The organism is Psychrobacter sp. FME6 (assembly GCF_014861365.1).
Lineage (GTDB): Bacteria > Pseudomonadota > Gammaproteobacteria > Pseudomonadales > Moraxellaceae > Psychrobacter.
In genome coordinates this window covers 33686-57849 of sequence record NZ_RRYW01000007.1, presented here as the reverse complement: position 1 = coordinate 57849, position 24164 = coordinate 33686, and the positions used below count along the sequence as shown (strand labels likewise).

General features: G+C 42.6%; 20 protein-coding genes. 2 read left to right on the top strand and 18 right to left on the bottom strand.

Features of this window, described 5'->3' with window-relative positions; genetic code table 11:
• The first annotated feature begins 779 nt into the window (after positions 1-779).
• Positions 780-2207 (top strand): alpha/beta hydrolase, encoded by a 1428-nt coding sequence (locus EI162_RS02145; protein WP_192522787.1) that lies wholly within the window; start codon positions 780-782, stop codon positions 2205-2207.
• Between the two features lie 88 nt (positions 2208-2295).
• Here the strand turns inward: EI162_RS02145 and EI162_RS02140 are convergent, their stop codons facing one another.
• The 15 genes from EI162_RS02140 to fmt form a co-directional block, all read right to left on the bottom strand.
• Positions 2296-3450, bottom strand: coding sequence for a metallophosphoesterase (locus EI162_RS02140; protein ID WP_192522786.1), 1155 nt, complete (start codon positions 3448-3450; stop codon positions 2296-2298).
• Positions 3451-3507: 57 nt separating this feature from the next.
• Positions 3508-4581 carry a metallophosphoesterase gene (locus EI162_RS02135; RefSeq protein WP_192522785.1) on the bottom strand — a complete coding sequence of 358 codons (1074 nt, stop codon included), beginning with the start codon at positions 4579-4581 and terminating at the stop codon, positions 3508-3510.
• Positions 4582-4690: 109 nt separating this feature from the next.
• Positions 4691-5149: a hypothetical protein gene (locus tag EI162_RS02130; protein ID WP_192522784.1), complete on the bottom strand. Its 459-nt coding sequence runs from the start codon at positions 5147-5149 to the stop codon at positions 4691-4693.
• 165 nt (positions 5150-5314) lie between these two features.
• Positions 5315-5767 carry a hypothetical protein gene (locus EI162_RS02125; protein WP_192522783.1) on the bottom strand — a complete coding sequence of 151 codons (453 nt, stop codon included), beginning with the start codon at positions 5765-5767 and terminating at the stop codon, positions 5315-5317.
• Positions 5768-5798: 31 nt separating this feature from the next.
• The gene (locus EI162_RS02120) at positions 5799-6290 is read right to left on the bottom strand and encodes a hypothetical protein (protein ID WP_192522782.1); all 492 of its coding nucleotides are present in this window, start codon (positions 6288-6290) and stop codon (positions 5799-5801) included.
• 119 nt (positions 6291-6409) lie between these two features.
• Positions 6410-7405 (bottom strand): TIGR01777 family oxidoreductase, encoded by a 996-nt coding sequence (locus tag EI162_RS02115; RefSeq protein ID WP_192522781.1) that lies wholly within the window; start codon positions 7403-7405, stop codon positions 6410-6412.
• Positions 7406-7441: 36 nt separating this feature from the next.
• Positions 7442-7933, bottom strand: a complete 492-nt coding sequence (locus EI162_RS02110; protein ID WP_192522780.1) for a hypothetical protein — start codon at positions 7931-7933, stop codon at positions 7442-7444.
• A 122-nt stretch (positions 7934-8055) separates the two neighbouring features.
• Complete coding sequence (locus EI162_RS02105; RefSeq protein ID WP_192522779.1) at positions 8056-9003, bottom strand: fatty acid desaturase family protein; 948 nt, start codon at positions 9001-9003, stop codon at positions 8056-8058.
• Positions 9004-9135: 132 nt separating this feature from the next.
• Positions 9136-9654: a GbsR/MarR family transcriptional regulator gene (locus EI162_RS02100; protein ID WP_192522778.1), complete on the bottom strand. Its 519-nt coding sequence runs from the start codon at positions 9652-9654 to the stop codon at positions 9136-9138.
• A gap of 286 nt (positions 9655-9940) precedes the next feature.
• Complete coding sequence (locus tag EI162_RS02095) at positions 9941-10570, bottom strand: L-threonylcarbamoyladenylate synthase (protein ID WP_192522777.1); 630 nt, start codon at positions 10568-10570, stop codon at positions 9941-9943.
• A 202-nt stretch (positions 10571-10772) separates the two neighbouring features.
• Positions 10773-12041, bottom strand: coding sequence for a DNA-processing protein DprA (dprA, locus tag EI162_RS02090; protein WP_192522776.1), 1269 nt, complete (start codon positions 12039-12041; stop codon positions 10773-10775).
• A gap of 60 nt (positions 12042-12101) precedes the next feature.
• Complete coding sequence (locus EI162_RS02085) at positions 12102-13199, bottom strand: LysM peptidoglycan-binding domain-containing protein (RefSeq protein ID WP_225735236.1); 1098 nt, start codon at positions 13197-13199, stop codon at positions 12102-12104.
• Positions 13200-13544: 345 nt separating this feature from the next.
• Positions 13545-14966: a threonine synthase gene (gene thrC / locus EI162_RS02080; protein ID WP_192522774.1), complete on the bottom strand. Its 1422-nt coding sequence runs from the start codon at positions 14964-14966 to the stop codon at positions 13545-13547.
• A 45-nt stretch (positions 14967-15011) separates the two neighbouring features.
• The gene (locus tag EI162_RS02075) at positions 15012-16589 is read right to left on the bottom strand and encodes a transcription antitermination factor NusB (RefSeq protein ID WP_192522773.1); all 1578 of its coding nucleotides are present in this window, start codon (positions 16587-16589) and stop codon (positions 15012-15014) included.
• A gap of 71 nt (positions 16590-16660) precedes the next feature.
• Positions 16661-17740, bottom strand: a complete 1080-nt coding sequence (gene fmt, locus EI162_RS02070) for a methionyl-tRNA formyltransferase (RefSeq protein WP_192522772.1) — start codon at positions 17738-17740, stop codon at positions 16661-16663.
• Between the two features lie 233 nt (positions 17741-17973).
• On the opposite strand from fmt, the gene EI162_RS02065 reads away from it, so the two are divergent.
• Positions 17974-20826, top strand: coding sequence for a response regulator (locus tag EI162_RS02065; RefSeq protein ID WP_192522771.1), 2853 nt, complete (start codon positions 17974-17976; stop codon positions 20824-20826).
• A 255-nt stretch (positions 20827-21081) separates the two neighbouring features.
• Here the strand turns inward: EI162_RS02065 and EI162_RS02060 are convergent, their stop codons facing one another.
• The 3 genes from EI162_RS02060 to nrdR all read right to left on the bottom strand — a co-directional run bounded on the left by EI162_RS02060 (position 21082) and on the right by nrdR (position 24135).
• On the bottom strand, positions 21082-21756 hold the full coding sequence (locus EI162_RS02060) for a riboflavin synthase (protein ID WP_192522770.1): 675 nt from the start codon (positions 21754-21756) through the stop codon (positions 21082-21084).
• Between the two features lie 692 nt (positions 21757-22448).
• Positions 22449-23504 (bottom strand): bifunctional diaminohydroxyphosphoribosylaminopyrimidine deaminase/5-amino-6-(5-phosphoribosylamino)uracil reductase RibD, encoded by a 1056-nt coding sequence (gene ribD / locus EI162_RS02055; protein WP_192522769.1) that lies wholly within the window; start codon positions 23502-23504, stop codon positions 22449-22451.
• Between the two features lie 172 nt (positions 23505-23676).
• Positions 23677-24135 (bottom strand): transcriptional regulator NrdR, encoded by a 459-nt coding sequence (gene nrdR, locus EI162_RS02050; RefSeq protein WP_192522768.1) that lies wholly within the window; start codon positions 24133-24135, stop codon positions 23677-23679.
• Positions 24136-24164 lie beyond the last annotated feature (29 nt).

Sequence of the window (24164 nt, the reverse complement as noted above, 5' to 3'; positions counted from 1 at the left end):
ATCGTTCACCTAGGCTTAGATGTGTATAGTTCATGGTTGCAATCTCACTTTGGTCGGTGGATAAAAACTTTGATGCTAGCGCATCTAGGTCTTTTTTTCACCTCACATTTGGTATTGCACTTCATGTGTTAATCTAAGATGTTTAATAACACTTAGTAATGCTTAATAAGAACGGTTGATGCAGGACACAAGAGCCACGCTATTTGTTGGTCATCTTGCGCCTTTATTAGATGCTTAATACTTTATTAGTTTCTTAATAACAGTCACTGATTGTTTTTATTAGTACGCTTCGATAGCTGATTAATAAAGGTGATGGGGTCAAATTTCAAGCCTGAAGCTAAGGAATTTTTGCATTTATAACAAATGTTATCGAAATATCATCTAAATTCTCTTTATAGGGTTTCTTTTGCTGTCAGCTAATATAGGTATCTGCTAAAAAAACGTACAAAAAACCGTCACTTATTCCAATTTCTTTACCATTACTATCTAAGCCATTACCAAACACCACTCAACTTTATTGATGATTAATTTATTATTGTGACAAATATTGCAACTTACGTTAGATTTACGCTGACCTATTACAATAGCTACTATAGTGAATTCGATATTAAAACGATACAGCGGGAATGGGATGAATTTTACGTGGCCTCTGTCGGCGTAGGCACAGCAAGCCAGAAAAACTTATACCAGTTCCGCGTTGGAATATAACGTATCTGTTTTATTTGGAATCAACTATAACAGTCATTGATAAAATATTAACGACCAATAATGAGGGTGTTATGTCTAATTCAGCAGTACTATCAATCAACACTCTACTTAACAAAGCGTTGATGATGATGAACTTAACATCGACGCACCTAACGCCAAAAAATTTAGCGTCATCCGCTCAAGTAGATACGGATACCGTAGATAAGGATATAAACACAAATAGCGCAGAAGAAAAGCGTTTGAGCGTCACAGAAAAAATGCTTAACTATAGTCCGATGATAAACTATCAGTCACATACCTTGCATTATGCGATGAAAGGTTTGGGCTGCCTGCCAACGCCTGTATTAGAAAGCTTGGTGAGTTATCTAAAAGGACCCAGCTCAAAGCAATATCTGCATGCTGATGCTCATTTGCGCCTGATACTGGCCGTAAACGGCAAGCTTAAAACACCTTTAGAGCTAACGCCCATGAACGAGCTGCGTAACAGGTTTGCGGCGGATGCGGTCGCTATGCAATCGCCAAAAGTATGGCAGCAAGTCAGTATTAATACACTTAGCAGCCTAATGCGTTGTGCCAAAAAAGGCGACACACCTATTAGCTGGGAGGATAAGATCATCGCTAATGCTGACGATGGCGATATGACTGTTCGTTGTTATCAGGCGAGTAAACGCTCTTATGGGATAAATCATAACCCTGATAAAACGGTTATGTTGTTTCTTCACGGTGGTGGGTTTTGTATCGGCGACGTCGATACCCATCATGAGTTTTGTCATGCGGTTTGTGAGCAGACTGGCTGGCCAGTGGTCAGCGTCGATTATCGCCTAGCGCCTGAATACCCTGCACCAACTGCCTTGCGAGATTGTATTACTGCTTATGCTTGGCTTGCTGAGCATTGCCATCTGTTTGGTGCGCTACCATCGCGCATCGTATTAGCAGGTGATAGTGCAGGTGGCGGACTGTCTACCTTGATTGCCCAGCAGCTCGCCACACCCACTGAAGACGCTTGGCTAGATTTGGGTATGGACGGTCAAGATATGTTTCATTTACTAGAGCGTTTACCCAGCCCACTTGCGCAAATGCCCTTATATCCAGTGACGGATATCGAGACAGATTATCCAAGTTGGGAGTTATATGGTGAGGGTCTATTGCTAGATCATGCTGACGTGGCGGTGTTCGATGCGGCGTGTTTTGACCACAGCCCATTGCCGCGCCAACACATCCTTAACTCTCCAATGCTGGGTAATAACAGTCAAATATGCCCAACTTATATTGTCGCCGCTGAACTGGACGTGCTGCGTGATGAGGCATTTGCTTATGCAAAACAATTAAAAGCGCATGGCGTCCCTGTTGAGACTTATACCGTACTTGGTGCGCCGCATGGGTTTATTCATTTTATGAGTATTCATCAAGGCATTGGACAAGAAACGGGTACTATTATTGAAGGTTTTGCGAGCTTTGTGCGCGATGTTATCAATACCCAATTGCAATTAGCAGCATAATTATTAATACAGTTATATAAGAGAGTGCTGGTTTATTTATATTACAGAATGGTGCTATTTAAACGTTACTTTCTCAAACGTTATTTTCTTAAATATTACCTTCACTCTTACCACTCAAAGTGATTAGCCACATCTCTGAGCGCGAGCCCAGTCGAAACGGAATACCCCAAAAACCATAACCTGATGAGACGACAAAGTGTCCTTTGCCAATGGCTTCATAACCATAGCCCAAGCGATTGATAGCATGGACGATAAAGTTGGCTGGAAATATCTGTCCGTTATGAGTATGTCCTGAAACCTGTAAATCAATCGGTAGCTGACTATGCTCAGCAATATCGCTAGGTCTATGATCGAGCATAATAATAGGTTTGGTACTATCGACGCGCGCCATCAGTTCAGTGGTCGCCACACGTTGACGTTTATGATTATCAAAACGTCCTACTAACCAAAGTGCTTGTCCTTGGTGCATGAGACATTTCACCTCATCATTTAACAGTTGCACGCCTGCATTGCACAGCGCTTCACTAATCGGCTGCTCGTGTCCATATAAATCATGATTGCCTAAAGTCGCATAGACGCCATATGGCAAGATTTTACATAACTCAGCCAAGTTTCCTGCCATCTTATGATCAGCAAATGCTTGCGTATTGTCATCCATGATATCGCCCGGCATCAGCAGTATGTCGGCTTTATTTTTTACCACTAAACGGCGTAGCCTATCTATCGCACTATTACCAAACAATCTGCCCAAATGTAAATCACTGGCTACAGCAATGCGTAATGGCTTAGCCATAGGCTTATCAATACTAATAGCTAACTTACGCACAACCGGCACATAAGCGCTATATAAGGCGTAAACAAACAACGCTACAAAGAAAACTAGAGCAAAAATGCGTAATCCAATAGTAAGTATTTCTCCATCAATAAGCGTAATACCGAACCAGCTATTTAAGAGCCAATAGCTGCCATATAGTAAACTGGTCGATAAAGCGGTGAGCATTATAAAGTGCATCACTAACATCCAAGCACTTATCCAGCGATAGCTATTAGAAAATATTTTGCTGACGCTCAACAGCAACAGGCTATTGGTAATGGCAAAAACCACTACCCACACCATAGCCGGTGATAGCGGTATAGTAATTGAAACAATCCAAGGCTGTAACCACCACTGTAAGCTGAGTACCGCTCCTAAACTAAAAAGCTGCAACAGCACAATAATGGTGATAATAAATGCGTAACGCATGAGGTTTCCTAGCAGATTGGCGTGCCGATAGAGATTTACAGCGTAAATTATGTAGAGCTATTTTGCCGACTGTAGGGTAATCATCCAAACCTCAGATCGCGTACCTAATCTAAAGGGCACTGCACCGATACCATAGCCTGAGGTAACTAAAAACTGTGTATCGGCTATTTTTTTGGCACCATAATTTAATGGTGAGAACCAGTCCATTAATATTGTTAATGGAAATATCTGCCCACCATGAGTATGTCCTGATAGATGCAAATCCACTGGTAAAGCACTGACTTCATCCATCATCGAAGGGCGATGCTCTAAAAACACCACAGGCTTATCGGCATCCACTTGAGTTAGTAACTCATCCGCTGACAGTCTGGTTAGATCCACATCGTCCGAGCGCCCAATCAACCATACTGCATCGTTTAATAACACACTCTCATTATCAAGTGCTTTGATACCAGTAGCCTCAATAGCCTGTGCTATTTGCTCATCATAGCCTAGATAGTCATGATTACCCAACGTCGCATAAACGCCAAGCGGTGCCTTTAGTTGTGATAACTGCTCATGCATATTGGTATTATCGTAAGCAATAGTAGTGTCATTCATAATATCACCAGCAATGACAACTACATCAGGGTGTTGCGCATCGATGAGGCTCACCATTTTCTTTATCTGCCGATTACCAAACCATCTGCCCAGATGCGTATCAGAAACCAATGCGATCTCCATTGGCTTATCGAGAGGTTTGGTTGTCGTAACCGTCAATCGATGTACCTCGGGTGAGTAGGCATTAAATATAGCGAGGCTCACGATACTGATATAAACCACAGTTGCAAACGCACGAGTGGTTATTGGTCGTGGCTTTTGTTTAAGTATTAGAGCATAAACCCCTGCAAGCACAGCCGTTATTAAAGCGGCATAAAACATAAAACCTTGCAAAATACTGATAACCAAATAGACGTGAAAACGCTCGTACCAAAACTCACTCAAGCCATAAAGGAGAGCGATATTATTAATAATAAAGACAATAGATATCAGCGCAACTTTAGCAGCAGTAGTTTTTGGCGTTATTAGCCACCAGAGAAGAACGCTGGTCATAACAGCGAGCAACTGCGTAAAAACGATAAAAAACCACATAAGTAGATCTAGTCAAATAAAGATAACGCTATCTTACGTCAAAAAACTGACACTTTAAGCGTATCATCTTTTTTTTCACAAAAACTTCATCAATGAAAATCTATTAATTTTATTTGTGTTTAGGAAGTGCAAACCATCCTGTGATGACTGCGCTAGTTCCACCAACACAGCAAAATAGGATAGTCCCCACTACAGCATCCATAAATTCTTTATCTACAGTGAACCAAACTATATATATAAAAGCACTAAACAGTCCAATGAAAAATAACGGTACTATTTCTTCTAGTTTTAAATCAAAGTATATTTTAAACTTAGTGATAATTAATGCAGCGATAAGAGAGGGTATTAACCCAAAAAAGAATCCGCCTACAATAGAAGCTAATAGCATTTTGAAAATATCTGTTAACTCTTGCCTGAAAATATTACCGTCAATTACAAACATCACAATCATATATAAGAAGACAATCAGACCGCCTATCGCTCCACCTAGCAATCCATAAACTCCTATCACCTTACCTTTAGGATAGTTGGTTACAGTGGCTGTAGCGCTGATCTCAATGTCACTCATACATACCTCCATTTAGGTTTCACATGAAACTTAGGAACTGTAACACCACCTATTACAGTGGTGCTAAACAACCCTGATAGAGCTAACATCACAGTTAAAAAACCTTAACGCTTATTATCTCATTAACACCTAAATGTGTAGTTGTAGATATCTAGCCTTGCCCATTCATGCCTTAGGTAGGGCAAATAATGCTAGGATTAAAGCGCTGACACCACCAGTCAAAACCTGAATGATAAAAGGTAGCTCTGTCGCTGATAGAAAGGCAAAGCCCATAAAACCACCAGTAATTAAAGATATAAGAAGGCCTTTATAATTACGGTAAGCATTTACTTGCGCAAGAATCCAGCCTGTAAATAACGAAGGTAACAGTCCTAATATAAATCCAAAGACCACATAGAAAATCAGCGCAAACCCTAGTAGCCAAACTATATTAAATACAGTGATGAGATAGACGTTAGTAATATTCAGTACTTCGGGCGCACCGAAATCATGATCATTAAACAAGACATCAGGTACTGCTATGGTCAACCAGAGAAATGTTCCACCTAGTGCCCCTCCAAATTGTGCATATTGGTTTATAATTTTTCCTTTAGGATAGTTGGATCTGGTTTTATTCATAGAGTTTTCTAATTTTTTAAAAACTGGAGTCTTATTTTGTTTGAGACCTAGGAATGGTTAAGCCGCCTAATATAAGAGCACTAAATAACCCAGATAGACCCACCAACACAGCAAATAAAAATTTCTCAAAATCTATTGTCTCAGCCATCGTCAACGCAATTATGCCAAATGGAATAGTTGCAATAAAACCAAGTAAGCCTAATATAAGCCAGTTTTTAAACGTTCTAAGATACAGTTTTAGATAAATGGCAATGCCTGCAGTTATCAATGCTGGTAGTAGGCCGGCTATCACTTTAAAAGCAAGGCCCCTAAACATATTTTCTATAAAGAACTGAAAATCAAAATCTAGCCATGATTCTGTCCCAAGATCCACAAATAGAGTTAATATCAGACTTGCAATAGTGGCTCCTACCCAGCCACCGAGCAACCCAAACCCTATAAGGATTCTTAACCAAGGGTAAGACTTTATATTACTTTGCTTTTCTAGCGTTAATTTTGAAGATTTATTACTTTTAGAAACCATATTATTGTCGTCTTAATACTCTGAGGTGAACTAAATGTTACGTTCCATGAAAAACTATAGTTTTAAAAAACTAGAATGTATCAATCCATTTGTTTCACATGAAACATCCATTTAATAATTTAAGAATCCTGCTCTTCTAACGCTTGCTTAAACGTTGGCTGTTTAAACTCATAACCTGCGTTCTGTAATGCTTGTGGCAATACCCTTTGTCCATCAATCAGTAGCGTTGACATCTCACCAAACATTAGCTTCAATAAAAACTCAGGTAAAGTAAAAAAAGTTGGTCGGTGTAACCATTCACCCAGTGTTTTAGTAAAGGTATGGTTGGTCACTGGATTGGGCGACGTGAGGTTATAGACGACCGCTGTTGTATCATTAGTGGTCTGCAAAGTATTATCATATGTGGTTGCGCTAGTCGTTTGCCCAGTATTAATACCATTATCAGCGCCCTTGCCAGCCAAATGCTGCTCAATAATAAATATCGCTGCCCCTACCCAATCCTCGCGGCTTATCCAACTCATGATTTGCTTGCCATCACCCAACTGCCCACCGACGCCCATTTTAAATGGGGTTAATAGTTTGCCGAGCATACCACCCTCAGGATGGATAACCACACCTGTACGGACGATAGCTACAGGCACGCTATATTCGGTTGCCGTCAATGCTAGCTGCTCCCAGTCATCACATAGTTTGTGTGAAAAATCTGTTTTAAATTCACTGCTTTCGGTCAACGGTTTATCACCTTGGGTGCCATACCAACCAATGGCTGAGCCGCTAAGCAGCAGCTTAGGTTTATGATTGGTACGGGCAATAAAGGCCAATAGCGACTCAGTAGGCTTAACACGGCTGGCGAGCAATTGCTCTTTACGTGCATCGCTCCAACGCGAGTCCGCTATCCCTGCACCCGCTAGATTCATAATCACATAGAAGCTGTTATCCGAATTAGCCAACTCATCATAAGTCATCATTTCGATATCGCTCGGATGTGTCTGACTGCTATCACGCGTCAGCCAAGTGATATGTAGCTCCTTACCCACCTGCTGATAACGCTTGATTAGCTCTTTACTAAAGGCACTACCCAAAAACCCTGAGCCACCGCTGATTAAAATATTCATATCCTACTCCCTGTATGATATTAACTATCATATTTATTATTTAGTAAAACTTAAACTATCATAACCATCGTCTACTTTTTTAGCGCTGATATCAAAACCACTTTTACATGCTTTTGGTAAAGCTATACAGCCAGCAATGGCTGAATTAATGCCGCCAAAAACACCAACGATACCCATAAAAGCCAACAGCACACCAACTTCTATCCATGAGTTGATGCCTAAATATAAGACGATTGCACCCATATAAATAGCTGAGGTTATAAACCCAATCAAAAAAGTCGTGCGTATACTTTTATGATCCTCGCGCCATAGCTTTTGGCTGGCGATGATAATGCCCGTTAATAACGCAGGAATAAAACCCAGCAAACCAACATATAACAATGGCTGATAACCAATTTGGGCAAAACTGGCCTCTCGAAAGATAAACAATAAAGCCAGCTCAGCAATCAATCCGCCAACCACGCTACCAATACCTGCAAACAAAATCATCACGGTTAAATGAGGGTAAGCATCCAAACTATTATTCATTATATTTCTCCTATTTATATTAGCTGTTTATTTAGTATAAATAGTGCATTGGTAGTGCTAATGAAGTTACTGTGAATAGTTAGTGGATAAGTATTTTGACTTTGTCTATTCTGCTTATTACTCTAAGCAAAATGCTTACGAATAGGACAGTCACTATTGTTATTATTTTGATATTTGTCTTTTAATTTATTCCAACGATTATTAATAAATTCCATGACAGTAGCCATGTTTGGCAATACGTGCGCTTTGGTCAGGTGTGGCGCTGCCGCATCTAAACGCTTGGCAAGCTCCGGTAAATGATTGGATGGCACAGCAGGAAATAGATGGTGCTCTACATGATAGAGTAAATTGAAGGTCAGCAAGTTGACTAATGGATTACGCTCGGTGCGGGCGATGGTCTCATCACAATCATGATGCACACCCCACACCGCAATGATACCGACGCTGGCATTGGCCAATGTCATGGTCAGTAGGTGATAGATCAATATTTGCGCCAACATAGCAAGAGCAGGAATAGTAAATGCGGTCAATACAAGAGCAACCAAGACGACCACAGCAATCAAACCAAACTCTAAATACGCAATACGCTGATTACGGCGACTGCTCAGACGTAAACCTTGACGATAGATATTTAGTCGATACGTGACACCACCTAACATCGCTCGCCACCACGACATTTTTGCCAGACTGCCCTCAATGTCATTGTCGCCCAATGGGTCACGATGATGCTCCATATGGGTGGCTCGAATGCTGTGCAAGCTGGTCATCAACAGCACGCTAAGCAATAATAGTATGGCAGTCGTCGTACGTTTTCCTGTACCCAAACTATGATGATAGCCATCATGAGCTTGGCGAAAAGCCGTGGCAAAGAATAAATAAGACGCGCCGCACGCTAGTACATACCAAGACTGACTGGCAAACCACCATGACAGCAATAAAAATGGATAAGGCAAAATAATATTATAGGCAATTTGACCGCGAGTTAGCTGGCGCAAGTCTTGCCACTGCACTGCATTGATCGCATCTTTAATCGCTATGCTTTTATTACCCTGTGTGTTATTCGCTTTCATATGCCACATCCATTTGTTATTACTATGAAAAGAGCTAATAAAACCTCAATCTGTTACATAAATTTCTGTCATAACAGAAATAAATTTATAAATTTTTTCTTTTAAATAAGCTATGGCACTATTAACGCACCACTAACGTAAGACCTTTTTAATGCTAGCGCCCAACTTCAATACCTTTTTGAGTGCGCTTGTCGGTAGTCTAAGCATCTCAGAAGACCAAGTAGTCACGGTCTCAACGAATTCTTGCGTCTCACGAATGCGTGCTTTGACTTCACTATTCTCATGCTCAAACTCAGGGCTGTCCATCAACTCTTGTAAAAACTGTACCGTTGGCTCCAGTTCACGTTTTTGCCTTTCAACGACGATGATACGCGCCAACTCCCAAACGTCGGTATTGGTCGTAAAGTGATCACGACGGTCACCCAATATCGAGATCTTTTGTACTAATCCCCAGTGCTGTAGTTCTTTAATACTGTTTGAAACATTAGAGCGCGCAACGCCAAGTGTTTCGGTTATTTCTTCAGCATTTAGCGGTTTACCGATAATAAATAACAGCGCGTGAATCTGTGACATGGTGCGATTGACCCCCCACTGCGAGCCCATTTCGCCCCAATGTAAGATAAATTTTTCGGTCACAGGATTTAGTTTCATGATTATTATTTACTCACTATCTTGAATAATTTGGTTATCTTAGGGCGTGTCCTCAATCTAAACGATAATACCTAAATGGGCTAAAAATGGCTAAACATCGTCAAATAGTTGGCTAGTATCCCGATATTATCTGCACTATTTTCCTTGTTTAACTGCAATTTAACTCATTTTTATCACCATTTTTAAAATGAGGACACGCCCTAATCATTCATACTGCGCTATTCTTTTATTTCTGTCAAGACAGAAATAAAAGAATAATATTTATTGCTTAGTGGATTGCTGTGCTCTAACGAACAATTAAACCAGTGGTTGCGTCACGAATTTGGCTCGGTAAGGTATAGCCTAATGTCTCAGCTTGCAAGTAGCTGATTTGCTCGCCAAAATAAGAATACGCTTCAGAAAAAGTCATCGCAGGCGGTTCACTTGATGGATTACAGCTCGTCGAGATCAGCAACCCGAATGGGTTCTGAGTACTGACTAGCTGTTGACACAGTTGACGGATAATAGGATGAGCGATCACTCTCACGGCTATCGTCTGGTGCTGCCCCATTATCCAAGGAGGAATAATGGTCGTCAGTATCTGCGGGATAGGTAACAACCACGTATGGGCTTGCTTATATTTTAGATCTATATGCTCACTATCTATCTGCCAGCTTTTTAGAATAGGTTTGAGTTGCGCCTCATTTAACGGGTCTAATAAAGGTGCCAGCCGCTCTACACTATCGGTAATAACAATCATACCTTTGGCTTGTGGGCGCTGTTTAATGGCTAAAATACGCTGAACTGCTTCTTTATCATAAGCGTCACAACCGACACCCCAGACGCTTTCGGTTGGATAAGCGAGCAGCTGCCCTTCTTTGAGCCACTTAGCAGCTTGAATGACGGAATCCGTGATGAATGGTGCAGATTGGCTCATAATTTGAATGTTTAGAAAGATAAAGTGTAAGCGCTTATAATAACACAGGATAAAGAAAGACTAGGATAGCTAAGGCTGCAAAAAACTTATTCCAGTAGCACCTGAATCAGTTTTAAAGTGACTCAACTATACCAACATTGTGCTGGGCTTAAATACTCAGAAATGATAAGCAAAAAAATGAAAAGTTAGAGAGGATGTGGCTTTAGACCCGCAGATAGCGTCCGCCCTGCACACTGATCGTACCCAGTAACTCAAGCTCCATCAGCTGTCCAATTAATTGTGGTGGCGCAAGCTTAGTAGTTACGATAAGCGCATCCAAATCCTGCCCATGCCAATCAAGCTGTTCATAAACGAGGGTTAAATGCTCAGGTACAACGATAGGTTTAGGAGCAGATTTGATATTAGAAGGTGGTGGCAGGTTAGCGACTATGGCGGTACTTTTATCTTTATTGGTATGTTTAGCAGTTTGGCTATGATTCGTTTGAGAGCTATTAGATTCGGTAGTATCTATACTATCCACAGTATCTTTTGATTCATGAGAATAACTTTCATAACCCAACTGAGCATTGACGTCCTCGAGCACCTGCTGCGGATGATAAACCAAAGTCGCGCCTTCACGTATCAAGTGATGACAACCTTCTGCATTGCTATTATCAATATGGCTAGGAATCGCAAAGACTTGCTTGCCTTGCTCAGAAGTTAAGCGAGCGGTAATCAGCGAACCGCTTTGAATGGTCGCTTCGGTCACAATCGTTGCGAGGCTTAGTCCAGCGACCAAACGATTGCGCCGCGGAAATGTGTGCTTGTGCGGCAGCGTGTGCGGCAACAACTCACTAATGATACAACCGCCTTGCTCGATAATCTGGCTAAACAACTTATCATGATGATTGGGATAATTGACATCGATACCCGTACCCATGACGCCAATAGTACGACCTTGGTATTCAGACTCAGCCTGTGCTAGCGCGCCTAAATGTGCCCGTTTATCCACACCCATCGCAAGACCACTGGTGATTATATAACCCGCTTGTGCTAAATACTGTGCCATATCAAAGGTGGTTTTTTGTGCATGTGCGGTGGGTTTTCGACTACCAACGATAGCGATTTGCGCTTGATGCAGACGAGATTTATTGCCACGATAAAATAATAATGGCGGTGGGTCGTAGATTTGCGAGAGTTGTGCAGGATAGTCAGGCTGATCGGCGAATAACAGACCGTATTTTTTATCTAGCAATGCTTGCTGGATTTTATCAATATTGGCACGCGTTTGCTCTGGCTGTTCATGACGGGCCAGATGGGTATGGTGAATACCCAATTGTCGCCATGCTTCTACGCCAGCAACCCAAGCCAGTGGTGCACCACCAAAAACAGTAATCAGCTTATGATACGCAGATAATGACGCATTCACCTCATACCACAGCGCCAGTATGGCGCGCTGATCGTCTGATAAAGAAGAGGTGACTGCTGTCATCGTCGTTTGTCTCGTTTGGGCGGGCTGAGTGTGGTCAATTTAAAAAAACCTTGTATGAGCTTATAGATAAGGCGGTGGTAACAGCTTATCGCCGACGTTTAACGGCAACTCAGAATTTAGCACATAAGCATAACTAATATGATCAAAAGTATTAAACACCATCACCATACCACTTTGCTCATTTGGCAAGCGTACAGGCGTATCATTATCGCGGATATCGCGCACCAATGGCCCTTTTTGATAAACCATCAATACATCACCAGGCTTCGCGCCATGCGTACTACCTAGATTGATAGCAACCACACTGCCTTTTGCCGCTGAACTGATTGAGTCCATGACACGGACAATCATACCACCACGGCTAACCGACGCAGGTGCTGGATAAAATACTGGCGGGATAGAGTTATCTAGCTCGACAAATACGCGATCACCTTCACGTACTTCTTTGCCATAACTATCCGTAAGCTGCAAACTGGTGACACCGTTGGTTTCTGTCGAGGTAACCAAACCAGTCGCCACTTGCGTGACTTCTAAACCGATCACTTCTTGCGTTTTAGGATCAACATATAGCTCGCCCTCGCGGTAGATACCATAGCGCTGACCGACGATAAGTGGGACGCCTTTGGCATAAATCTTATCGCCACTTGCGGTGATTAAGTTGCGGTTTTTGGAAGCTAAAATATATGGCGTGGTGTTGAAATCTTCTGGATTGACGATGATCGTCTTATCCAACCAGTGCTGAATAGCAGACCATGGAATCGGCGGTATACTGTTGGCAGTGGAGGTAACGGCTACTGTGCTAGCCACCACATCGCCAGTGAGTTGTTTTTCAACCCCAGCACAGCCCTCGCCAGTATCTACTCCAATGAGTGTTTTGCCTTGAATCACACATAAAATAAGAATGTCATTGGGATAAATAAGATTGGGGTTTTTGATTTGCTTATTGGTTGCCCAAATCTCTTTCCAGCGCCACGGACTGTCTAAATAACGGCCTGAGATATCCCACAGAGTATCGCCTTTTTTGACGATGTAGCGATTGGGTGCATCTGCTTTAATGGTTGGGGGTGGATTATTAGCGTGGGCAGCATTCATTAGCATGGCACTGCTAAACGTCGTGATCAACAGCGCTTTTGCTATTTTTTTTAAGCTCATCTTCATTGTTATATCCACAATATGTACCGCTATTATCGCCACAATAACGCTTACTTAAGTCGATTAATCTCGAGGCTTTGTACTTGTTTGAGCAAGCAGTAATAAAGCATCAAGCACTTTACGGACTTAACAAGTTGTTTATGATGACGTTTAGAGGGCAGCTGTTCAGTAATTGGCTGGTATTATTCCTAAAAAGCGTCTAGCACATTGCTGATTCGCCGACGCCGTTCCTAATATTACAATTATATCTACCATAACACAATCATAAACACTTTATTACAATAGTGTAACCTTTATGTGGAAACCTTCTTTTATTTCTCCTTTAGATATGAGCTCAGGGCTATTAGCGCTTTATGCTGGATTTGGTGTAACATAATCGCGAATTTGTTCAGCAACCAACTCAGCGTTGTTGTCTAAAACGACCACATGTTGCGGCAAGCTCTCCAAACCCTCGGTATGGGCTGGGCGAGCAATATCTATTTGACCAATCGCCTCGACGATGGTGTCTGCAAACTTAACGGGTAGCGCCGTTTCGGCACAAACAATCACCTCACCTTCTCGCTGCAACTCTTTGGCGACCTTGATACCATCAGCGGTATGCGGATCGACCAATTCACCATGCTGTTCATAAAGCGCTTTGATGGTTTGTAGACGGTCACTATGGGTAGATTTGCCGGCAGCAAAACCATAACGTGTGTTAACCGCTTCCATTAGTTCAGGTAAATCAAAACCTTGTCCAGATTTGACCCCTTCAAACAACTCATGGACGCGGGCGCTGTCTTTATCAAGCAATAGATAAACAAAACGCTCAAAGTTAGACGCTTTGGAGATATCCATCGATGGACTTGAAGTCACATAGGTTTTTTCTGTTGGACGCGGCTGATAAGCACCTTGGTTAAAGAAGTCATTTAATACATCGTTTTCATTGGTGGCGACAATTAAACGCTCAATTGGCAAGCCCATCTCACGCGCGATATGACCGGCACAAATATTACCGAAGTTACCTGATGGCACGCTAAAGCTGATTTTTTCGTCATTACTATCAGTCACGGCAAAGTAAGCTTTAAAGTAATAAACGATTTGCGCCAGTATTCGACCCCAGTTGATTGAGTTTACGGTACCTAAGTTATAAGCTGCTTTAAATTCTGCATCTTGTTGTAATGCTTTAACAATATCTTGGCAATCATCAAACATACCATCGATGGCGATATTGTGGATATTGTCATCCGTTAAGCTATACATCTGCGCGCGCTGAAATTCGCTCATTTTGCCATGCGGTGACAACATAAAGACTTCGATGTTTTCTTTACCGCGTAGTGCATATTCTGCTGCACTGCCCGTATCGCCGCTGGTCGCGCCAATGATAGTAATACGTGCATCTTTTCTTTTAAGTACGTATTCAAAAGCATTGCCCAAAAACTGCATGGCAACGTCTTTAAATGCCAGCGTTGGACCATTTGATAAGCCTAAAACGTATAAATTGTCTTCAAGCTTACGCACAGGGACAATTTCGGCACTACCAAATATCTCTGCGGTATAAGTACGCTCAATAATATCTTGCAAATCAGCGGTAGGGATATCGGTAGCAAAGCGCTGCATGATCGCCATCGCTAGCTGTGGGTAGCTCAGCGTGCGCCACTTATCAAGCGTCGCACTATCAATATTTGGATAGCTCTCAGGTAGCATCAAACCACCGTCTGGCGCAAGACCCATCAATAGCACATCACTAAAATCCATCGGTGCTGTCTGACCACGGGTACTGATATATTTCATTAGATTGTCCTGTCTATAATGAGGTTATTCAATATTTAAAACGGTTTATTCAGCAGTTTTTTGCAGCAACGCATAATAAAAACCATCGCCACTCTCGCTATCAATCGGTAAGCACTGACGACCGATAGCCTGCTCGATACCCCAATTGCAATCATCGCTAAATTCAACGGCTGTTATATTATTATAGTAAGTCATGAAATCCTGCATCTGCTCGACGTTTTCTTGCTTTAAAATAGAGCAAGTGACATATAACAGATAACCACCAACTTTAAGTTGTGGCCATAAATTGTGCAAGATATCCGCTTGTAGCAAAGTGGTTTGCTCGACGTCTTCTTCGGTACGCAGGATACTGATATCAGGATGACGACGAATCACGCCCGTCGCGGTACAAGGTGAATCTAGTAATATAGCGTCAAATACAAGTTTACTCTTTTTCTTGCCTGCCCCTTGCCATGTCGTCGCGTCAGCACAGACGATATTGAGCTCGACATTCTTTTCAGCTTGCTGCAAGTCGTGCTGACTTAGATTCAAGCGCTGTAAATTAGTATGAATACGCTCGATACGCGGCGCTTCATTATCTATCGCAGTCAGCTTCACTTTCGAAACTAAAGGTACTGATTCGTCGTTTTGTTTCACGTGAAACAAGGTTGAATCATTTGAGCTGATTAATTCTAACCAATGAGCCAATTTACCACCCGGCGCCGCACAAGCGTCTAAAATACGGACCTCGTTGTTATTATTATTCGTGTCTGTATCGACGTCTACATCATCGTTTTTAATACTCAGCTTATTGAGTAACGCGCTATGGATAAGCGGCGCTGCAAGTTGCGCATGCATATCTTGTACGCTAGCAGCTCCTTCAGAAAATTGCGGTAAGGCATTCACTGCAGTGCTCTGATGTAATCTTAGCCCTTTGGTTAATATGCTATTAGATGAGGCTGTATCCGACGAGTTAGATAAGTTGAAACCACTCGTTAGCTCAACCAAATCCGCGTCAATCTCTGCCCCATCCAGTGCTTGCTGATAGTCAGCTACCGAGGTAACTGCTGTATTCACTCGTAAAAACATTGGCGCAGGTTGACGTAGGCCCTGCATCAAATCGTCATACTGCTCACTCCAATCTTGCTTGAGCTGATAGGCAAGCCAATTAGGCAAGCTGTGTTTTTTATCACACTTTTTACGGAACTTACTAGGGTTCTTGGCAACTTTACGCAAGATGGCATTGATTAAACCAGTCGCATGGGCGAACTCAATCTCTTTCGCCGCTTCGACCGTTTCATGAATCGCCGCATGGTCAGCCACTTCCAAATACAGCAACTGCACCAAACCCACTTGAATGGTAGTACGCACCTCAACTTCATCAATAGGGTTATCCGCTAGCGTATCAAGTAAACGCGCAAGCGCATGCCATTGGCGCAATGTCGTTAGCAATAGCGCATGAGCAAACCCTTTATCACCATCATGTAAACTATTTAATAACGGATCAAGGACGCTTGCGAGCGACTGACCGTTTTGAATAGCCAATAAAGTACGAATCACACGGACGCGGACGCTACCATTCATAATAAGGTTGCTTGACGGTTTGAGCTTATTATTTCTAGGCGCAGTGCTGGTTTGTCTCATTAAATTGGGTTTCCTTGACGTATGATAAATGGCGTCTTGTGCGAGTTAGTTTGTTGACAGAATAGGTTAAATTATTTTGTATCTATAGTGAATTGATCACCATCGTTTAGCTGATTGCCGTGGCAGATTTGCTCGGCAGTCATCGGCTTACCACCGGCAAACTGTAAGTCAGTTATGGCTAAAGTTCCAGCCGTTTCTTTGTCACCAGCCGTTGTACTATCAGTACCGCAAGCGACTAAAATCGCGTTGCGTCCAACACTGATGACCGTACCAGCAGGCTCATTGGTTTGCTGTGATGCGTTGATAGGCAAGCTGGCTAAAATTTTGACCCGCTGCCCTGCTAAAAAAGTATAAGCACCCGGCCACGGTGTCAGTCCACGGATTTGGCGTTCAATATCAGCAGCTGATTGTGCCCAGTCAATTGCGCCTTCAGTTTTGACCAGCTTTTCAGCGTAATTGGCTTGGCTATCATCTTGAGCGCTAGCCTGCGCTTGATAGATTGGCAAGTCCTGCAACACCGTAGTAATGGCCGTCGCTCCTAGAGCCGCCATCTTATCATGCAGGCTGGCAGCAGTATCATCAGGCTCAATATTAGCGCTCACCTTATAAAGCATGTCGCCTGTATCTAGCCCTTTGTCCATCTGCATAATGGTAATACCAGTCTCGTCATCGCCCGCCAATAGCGCACGATGAATCGGTGCTGCACCGCGCCAGCGTGGTAATAATGAGGCGTGAATATTTAGGCAGCCTAGCGTCGGTGTGGTCAATACGCCAATAGGCAAAATCAGCCCATAAGCGGCGACAATCATCACATCTGGCTGATAACTACGCAACGTCTGCCGCGCCGCCATTCCTTCTGTACTGGATTTTTTAAAGGTAACTGGTTGTTCAACAGCGATATCATGAGTTAATGCCACTTGCTTAACCGCTGACGCTGCCAGTTTTTGACCGCGACCTGCCTTGCGATCCGGTTGCGTATACACCGCAACGATGTCTATATTGAGTGACTCTTGCTGCTTGATTAATGTCTCAAGACTGATAGCAGCAAACTCAGGTGTGCCCGCAAACACAACCCTTAGACGCTTGCTAGAAGAAAGGTTATTGGTAGTAGACGGCGCGGATAGCGTAGAGGCAGAAGCAATTGTAGTCATAATCATGCATTATATAGGGTTAATTGACTCATTATAGGTGAGTTTACGACGTTGTGCCATGATTGTAACCGCGTCAATCGGAGTTACTAATGACCACATTTGTCTTTATAATAGAAAGTAGGCCACATAAGAAACACAGTACACAAACCACAGTCAGATCAGCAAGCCAGCTACTCCGACAAAATATTTATAACTCCACTATATTTTTTATGTCGACATAGGACCAAGTTTTCATGCAACAGTTTCAGTCCTTACAGCGCTTACTCATATTTTACACCTTGACGTTGACAGTCATGCTGTTGCTATATTATGTTGCGCTGTTTCATGAGATGAAACAGAACAGTGAACAACAGAGTATTGATACTTTTTATGCTTTACAGCACGACATCACTGAGCATGCTAACCCCTTAAACAGTGAAATCACAAAAATTCTAGAAAAACCGACGTTTGAGGGTATCAGTTATCAGTTGGTTTTTATGCTGCCATCGGGGCAGACTTATATCCACCGCCATACTCGCCCTAATGAAGCGACATTTTCAACCATTACCTTCCCTAAAGTTATCACCTCGTTACCCTCTAACACCTCTAATAACAGCGCTTATACACTGACTGCCTATAACTTAGCAGGTACGATTGTATTTAAAAGTGGGCATAAACTTCATATTATACTGCGCCATAAAGCCCTTGATATTGACTGGTTATCTTATCGCTACTGGCTACCACTGATGACCGCAATAATGTTTTTTATCGTCGCTTTACTTTATATGCTAAACCGCCGAACCAACTGGGAGCAGTTGTTACTTTATACCGATAACTTGGGTAGTCAGGCAAAGGAAGCTTACACGCCACCACCATTTATGGCGGATAAGTCGACTGCTGAGTTTTTGCGCTTAGGTCATGCACTGAGTCGTATCAGTTATCAGTTGCATAACAACCATCGACGTATTAAAACCCTCAAACACCGTCTGGAGCGTTTGGTTGAGCAAGCGCCATTACCGATGCTTATGATTATGCGCCATGGACAAATCAGCTTTTTTAACCAACGCTTTGAGCAAATATTTATAGGCTTACCTGAAAATCACCACCATTATGAATTGACAGATTTTTTCGCTGGTAAGGATGAATCCACCCAATTACTGCTAAAAACATTGTCAAACTTACGTGTCACTCGCACAGTGACCGTCTACGGATTACAAAACCAACAGTCATACCAGCTGCATATCACGCCATGGTTCGGTGAGCACGGACAAGTTCATGGCTTTACCGTACTTCTTAACAGCATTCATGAGTTCGCCAATCAAATTGAGCAGTTGCAACAACAGAACCAACAGCTTCAACAGCGAATTGAGGAATTCAAAGGATTAAACTCTGTCATCGGTCATAAACTACGCATACCGCTAGAGACTATGATCGACACGCTTGAACCGATCGATCCTCAGACATTGTCTATCCAGCAGAATAAGACTTTGAGTGTGTTGGTTAAAAATAGTCAGCGTATGCTAACCACGCTGTACGATATATTGGATATCGAAGAGATTGAGGTAAGAAAAACTCGCCTGAGTATCCAACCTGTCGATATCTATAAGCTTGGGCAAGAAGTTAACGCTTTAATCATCGATAAAACGCGGCAGCAGGGGCTTGAGCTGATTTACTTTTTTACCCCCAACTGCCCGCGTTACATTGACACTGATGATGTGCGCTTACGTCAAATTTTGCTTAATTTATTACATAATGCCATCAACTTTACCACTACTGGCTACGTGGCGTTGATTATCGAGACCATTAGCCAAGATCAAGTACCACAACTCGGTAAAAATAGCTTACCCGCTCTCAATGAGAATGTAGCAAAAGACCAACCCCATTATTGGGTGCGTTTTAGCGTACAGGACACAGGGGTCGGCATCACAGCAATTAAGCAAAGTCAGCTGCTTCATTATTTTGATCACAGTCATAATTACAATCAAGATATGAATCAAGTAGAACAAGAGGCTATCGAAACTGGACTGGGCCTAAATAACGTCAATAATTTTGCTCGGTTATTAGGCGGTTTTATTGAACTAAAAAGTACTGTCGATAAAGGCAGCAGTTTTGACCTTTATCTTCCTTGTCGTCATCCAAATTATCAATCGGTATATCACCACAGTCCGCATTTGACCCACATTCATCTTATGGCAGTCGTCAGTCAGCCACTGGTTGCCGAATACTTACAATCCTTGTGCAGCCATTTGTCTATCACAGCGACTATCTATACTTCTGTAGATTTAGCGTCCCTACCAGAGTTAATACAGCAGTTTGAGAAAAATGTGCAAACACTGGCGCCTATATTACTATTAGATTACGAATATCGTGACACCCGTGCCATCACAGTAGATGACGCGTCAAAATCAGACGAGCTCAAGTTGGTACAAACACAACCCGGTAATAATAAGCAAACGACAGCCAGTGACGACAGTCAGCCAATACTAAATCAGCTGCTTGCTGATATATTATTACCCAAGCTACTGTTTAGCATGAAACCCGAACGCCGTATCCCCTCTATACTGTTGGATAAATGCGATGGCTTTTTGACAAAACCTTTGGACAGCGCCTTGCTGATCTCCGAGTTGATGCGCTTGACCTTGCCCGTCAGGCAAGTACTGGCACAAGCACAAACTGTCAAAGCCGAGGTTAGTAAACCAACCAACCCATCAGCTAACCCATCGGTTAACCCTGAAACAGCCTTACCCCTTATATTAGTAGTAGAGGACAGCCCAACCAATCAAAAAATCGCCTGCAAAATACTAAGCAAGCTCGGTTATCGTAGCATCGTGGCAGAAGATGGGCAGCAAGCATTAGAGGTATTGGAAACGCAGCGGCAGGAGATTTCACTTATTTTGATGGACTGCCGAATGCCTGTCATGGACGGCCTACAAGCCACCCAAGCTATTCGCGCCCAAGGCGACGATATTCCTATCGTCGCCTTAACTGCCAATAATACCCAAGAGGATCGCGATGCCTGTATCCAAGTAGGAATGGATGATTTTTTAGCTAAACCTATCGATAAAAAGCAATTGGAGGTCGTTTTACAGAGTTTTATAGAAGCTTAACCACAACTTATGCAGCGGCTGCTTGTATAGTTAATTTACTTTAAAACAAATACGAGTGCTACTGGAATGAATTTTTCGCAGCCTCTGTCACGCTTGCGAACAGCAAGTAAGAAAAACTTACTCCAGTAGCACGTGGCTAACAACGTACAGATTTTATTTAGAACTGCCTACCTCTAAACACTTTATACAGAAAAAATCTGTTCTGCCGATAGTTTAATCACGACCTAATAACCTGTTTTTATATCTCTCCAATATCTACTTCATAAAGCCATTATCTGCTAAAAATGCCTCAGATAACTGACTTTGTGGGTTTGGTGCATTCATACCACTCGTTTGCGATTTATTTAATAAACGCTCTAAATAGCGCGCGACGATATCGACTTCGATATTAACCTTGCTGCCTACCAGCCAATGCTTGGCAATATTGGTCACTTTAGCGGTATGCGGGATGATGTTTAGAGAGACAATATTGTCACGTACCAGATTGGTCGTCAGGCTAATACCATCGACCGTAATAGAACCTTTAGTGGCTGTATAATGCGCCAGCTCTGATGGTATGGTGATTTCGATATGAATAGAACGCGCATCCTGTTGTAGCTTGCTAACTACGCCTACTCCATCTACGTGACCGGCGACAATGTGACCACCAAAACGCGTGGTCGGTAGCATCGCTTTTTCTAAATTAACAATATGACCCGATTTTAACGTTTCTAGGGCGGTACGAGCGATAGTTTCACGTGAAACATCAACAGAGTAATAGTCGCTACCAAGTTGGACGACGGTCAAGCAAATACCGTTTGAGGCAATAGAATCTCCTAACTTTACATCGCCAAAATCCAATTCATCAGACTCTATCGTTAAGCGTATGTCACCGCCCATAGGCTGCATAGACTTAACCTTTCCAACACCTTCTATAATTCCAGTAAACATATTGACCTCATCTCATGGTTATATTGTTGCTATAAACAATATATTTTAATTGATTAGGGGCTGTATAGAATTCATCTATTAGGACTGCTGATCGCTAAAATAATTCCAGACTAGGCGTAAATCGAAGGTAATGTCGAGACCTTAGCTAGATTTACAACAACGTCTGGGCCGATTTTAGCATCAGTCCGAAGGAACAGGACTATTTTTTGCCACTTCATAGCCAAAACTATCGCGCTTAGAATGACTAAACTTACTATTTTTGGCGTCGAATTGCCTAAAAAATAGTCTCTGTCAGTTCCTTAGCTGAATTCTATACAGCCCCTAAAACTCTTATCAGCGTTCGCATATGGTCTATTTCTTGGTGAAACGTCTGCTTATCTTATGCTTATCATAGGATAAGTTGTGGATAAGTAATCGTAAAACAACCCAAGGCACCCTAAAACCTTGGTTTACGTAAAGTTATCCACAACAAGTATTTTTCTAGCTAAAAACTCCATACTTTAAAAAATCAGACTAAGTAACTGATTTTTATATTAAAATTATTATCTTTAATGGAAATCTAGATACGATTGTTTCATGTGGAACAAAGTTATGCACAGTTTCATGTGAAACCTTGATTAAGCATTTTTAGTTATCCACATTCAACCCACATTATGCCCAAGCTGTGAGTAAGTTGTTTATAACTAACAGGTTTATAGCGGTAATAAAGTAATTTTTAGGTCAGAACTTAGCTGCTCATGGCGGTGAATATCGAAGCGCAGCTGTTGAGCCAAAGATAGTGGATTAAACTCCACCATTGGCCGCGCTTGAGACCCTAACAAACAAGGCGCTTGGTACACAATCAGCTCGTCTACCAGTTGCTGACTTAAAAAACTGCCTGCCACGCTAGCACCGGCTTCTATCAACACGTCATAACACTTATGTTCATTGACCAAAACGGTAAGTAAGTCGTTTAAATTGTCTTCACGCCAATACAGCGTCTCGGTACTGCGACACAACTGATAGTTAGATTGTGGACTATACGCTAAGCGTTGACGTCTATCGAGTACCACTATCTTGGGAGCGGGAACTTGCTCGGGGGTGATACCTAGTTGATGGGAGCGAACATTAAGCTGGGGATTATCAGCCATGACAGTTTCGCTACCCGTAATAATAGCGCCACTTTGCGCCCGTAACTTCTGTACGTCTTCACGGGCAGCAGCGGAGGTAATCCACTTAGATTCCCCAGTTGCCATCGCTGTGCGACCATCAAGACTGGTGGCAATCTTGAGCCTCACATAAGGCATTTGGGTGCGCATTGCCTTTAAAAACCCACGATTTAATGCTTCTGCTTGCTCGGTTAATACACCAACCGTTACCTCAATACCAGCTTGCTCTAATACCCTCACCCCGTGTCCTGCAACTTGTGGATTCGGATCGAGCCCTGCAATCACCACACGTTTCACCCCAGCATTCACAAGGGCTAACGCACAGGGCGGTGTGCGCCCCGTATGGCTACATGGCTCTAAGGTCACATAAGCAGTTGCCTCTACTGCCCGCTCTCCAGCATCTGTGAGCGCAAACACTTCTGCATGCGGCTCTCCCGCTTTAGGATGATACCCTTGACCAACGATCTCTGCTGCTTGGACGATGACACAGCCCACTGCTGGGTTGGGTCTAGTCGTATACAAGCCTTGCTTGGCTTGTTCGATAGCAAGCATCATAAAGTAGCGGTCTTGCGAGTCTTGAGAATGGTTTTGAATTGACATAGGGGTTAACTTAATCAATGAGTGAGAGTTATTAGGGCGTGTTGAACATTCAGCCATGGCACTGACAGAAGCTATCAGAAGCTATGCAGAAAGAGGCGGCGCAAAACTTATCCAGTAATCGTTGTTTATTCTATAGTGGAGCTACTATATCTAAGAAAATAAAGGATTCAGCTTATTTTTCATTGGGTCGAATATTGGCGATTTCTTGATGAAAAGCATCAATGTCTTGAAAATCACGATAGACGCTTGCGAAGCGTACATAAGCGACATCATCCAAAGTTTTGAGCTCACTCATGATGATTTCACCCAAAACCTTGCTGCTTACTTCACGCTCTCCCATTTGTCTAACACGCTTTTCTATACGGCTAATCATCGCCTCTTGCTCATCAATAGTGATAGGACGCTTTTGTAATGGTAGTAAGATAGAGCGGCGCAGCTTTTCATTATCGTACGGCTCAATTTTGCTGCTCGATTTGATAATTCTAGGCATTACCACCTCTACCATCTCAAAAGTAGTAAAACGCTCTTGGCAACTATTACATGAGCGGCGGCGGCGCACTTGAGCACCTTCCGCGGCAAGCCGTGAGTCAATAACCTTGGTCTCTGACGCATTACAATATGGGCAGTGCATAGCATTTTCCTTATTTTAAGATGGAGCAT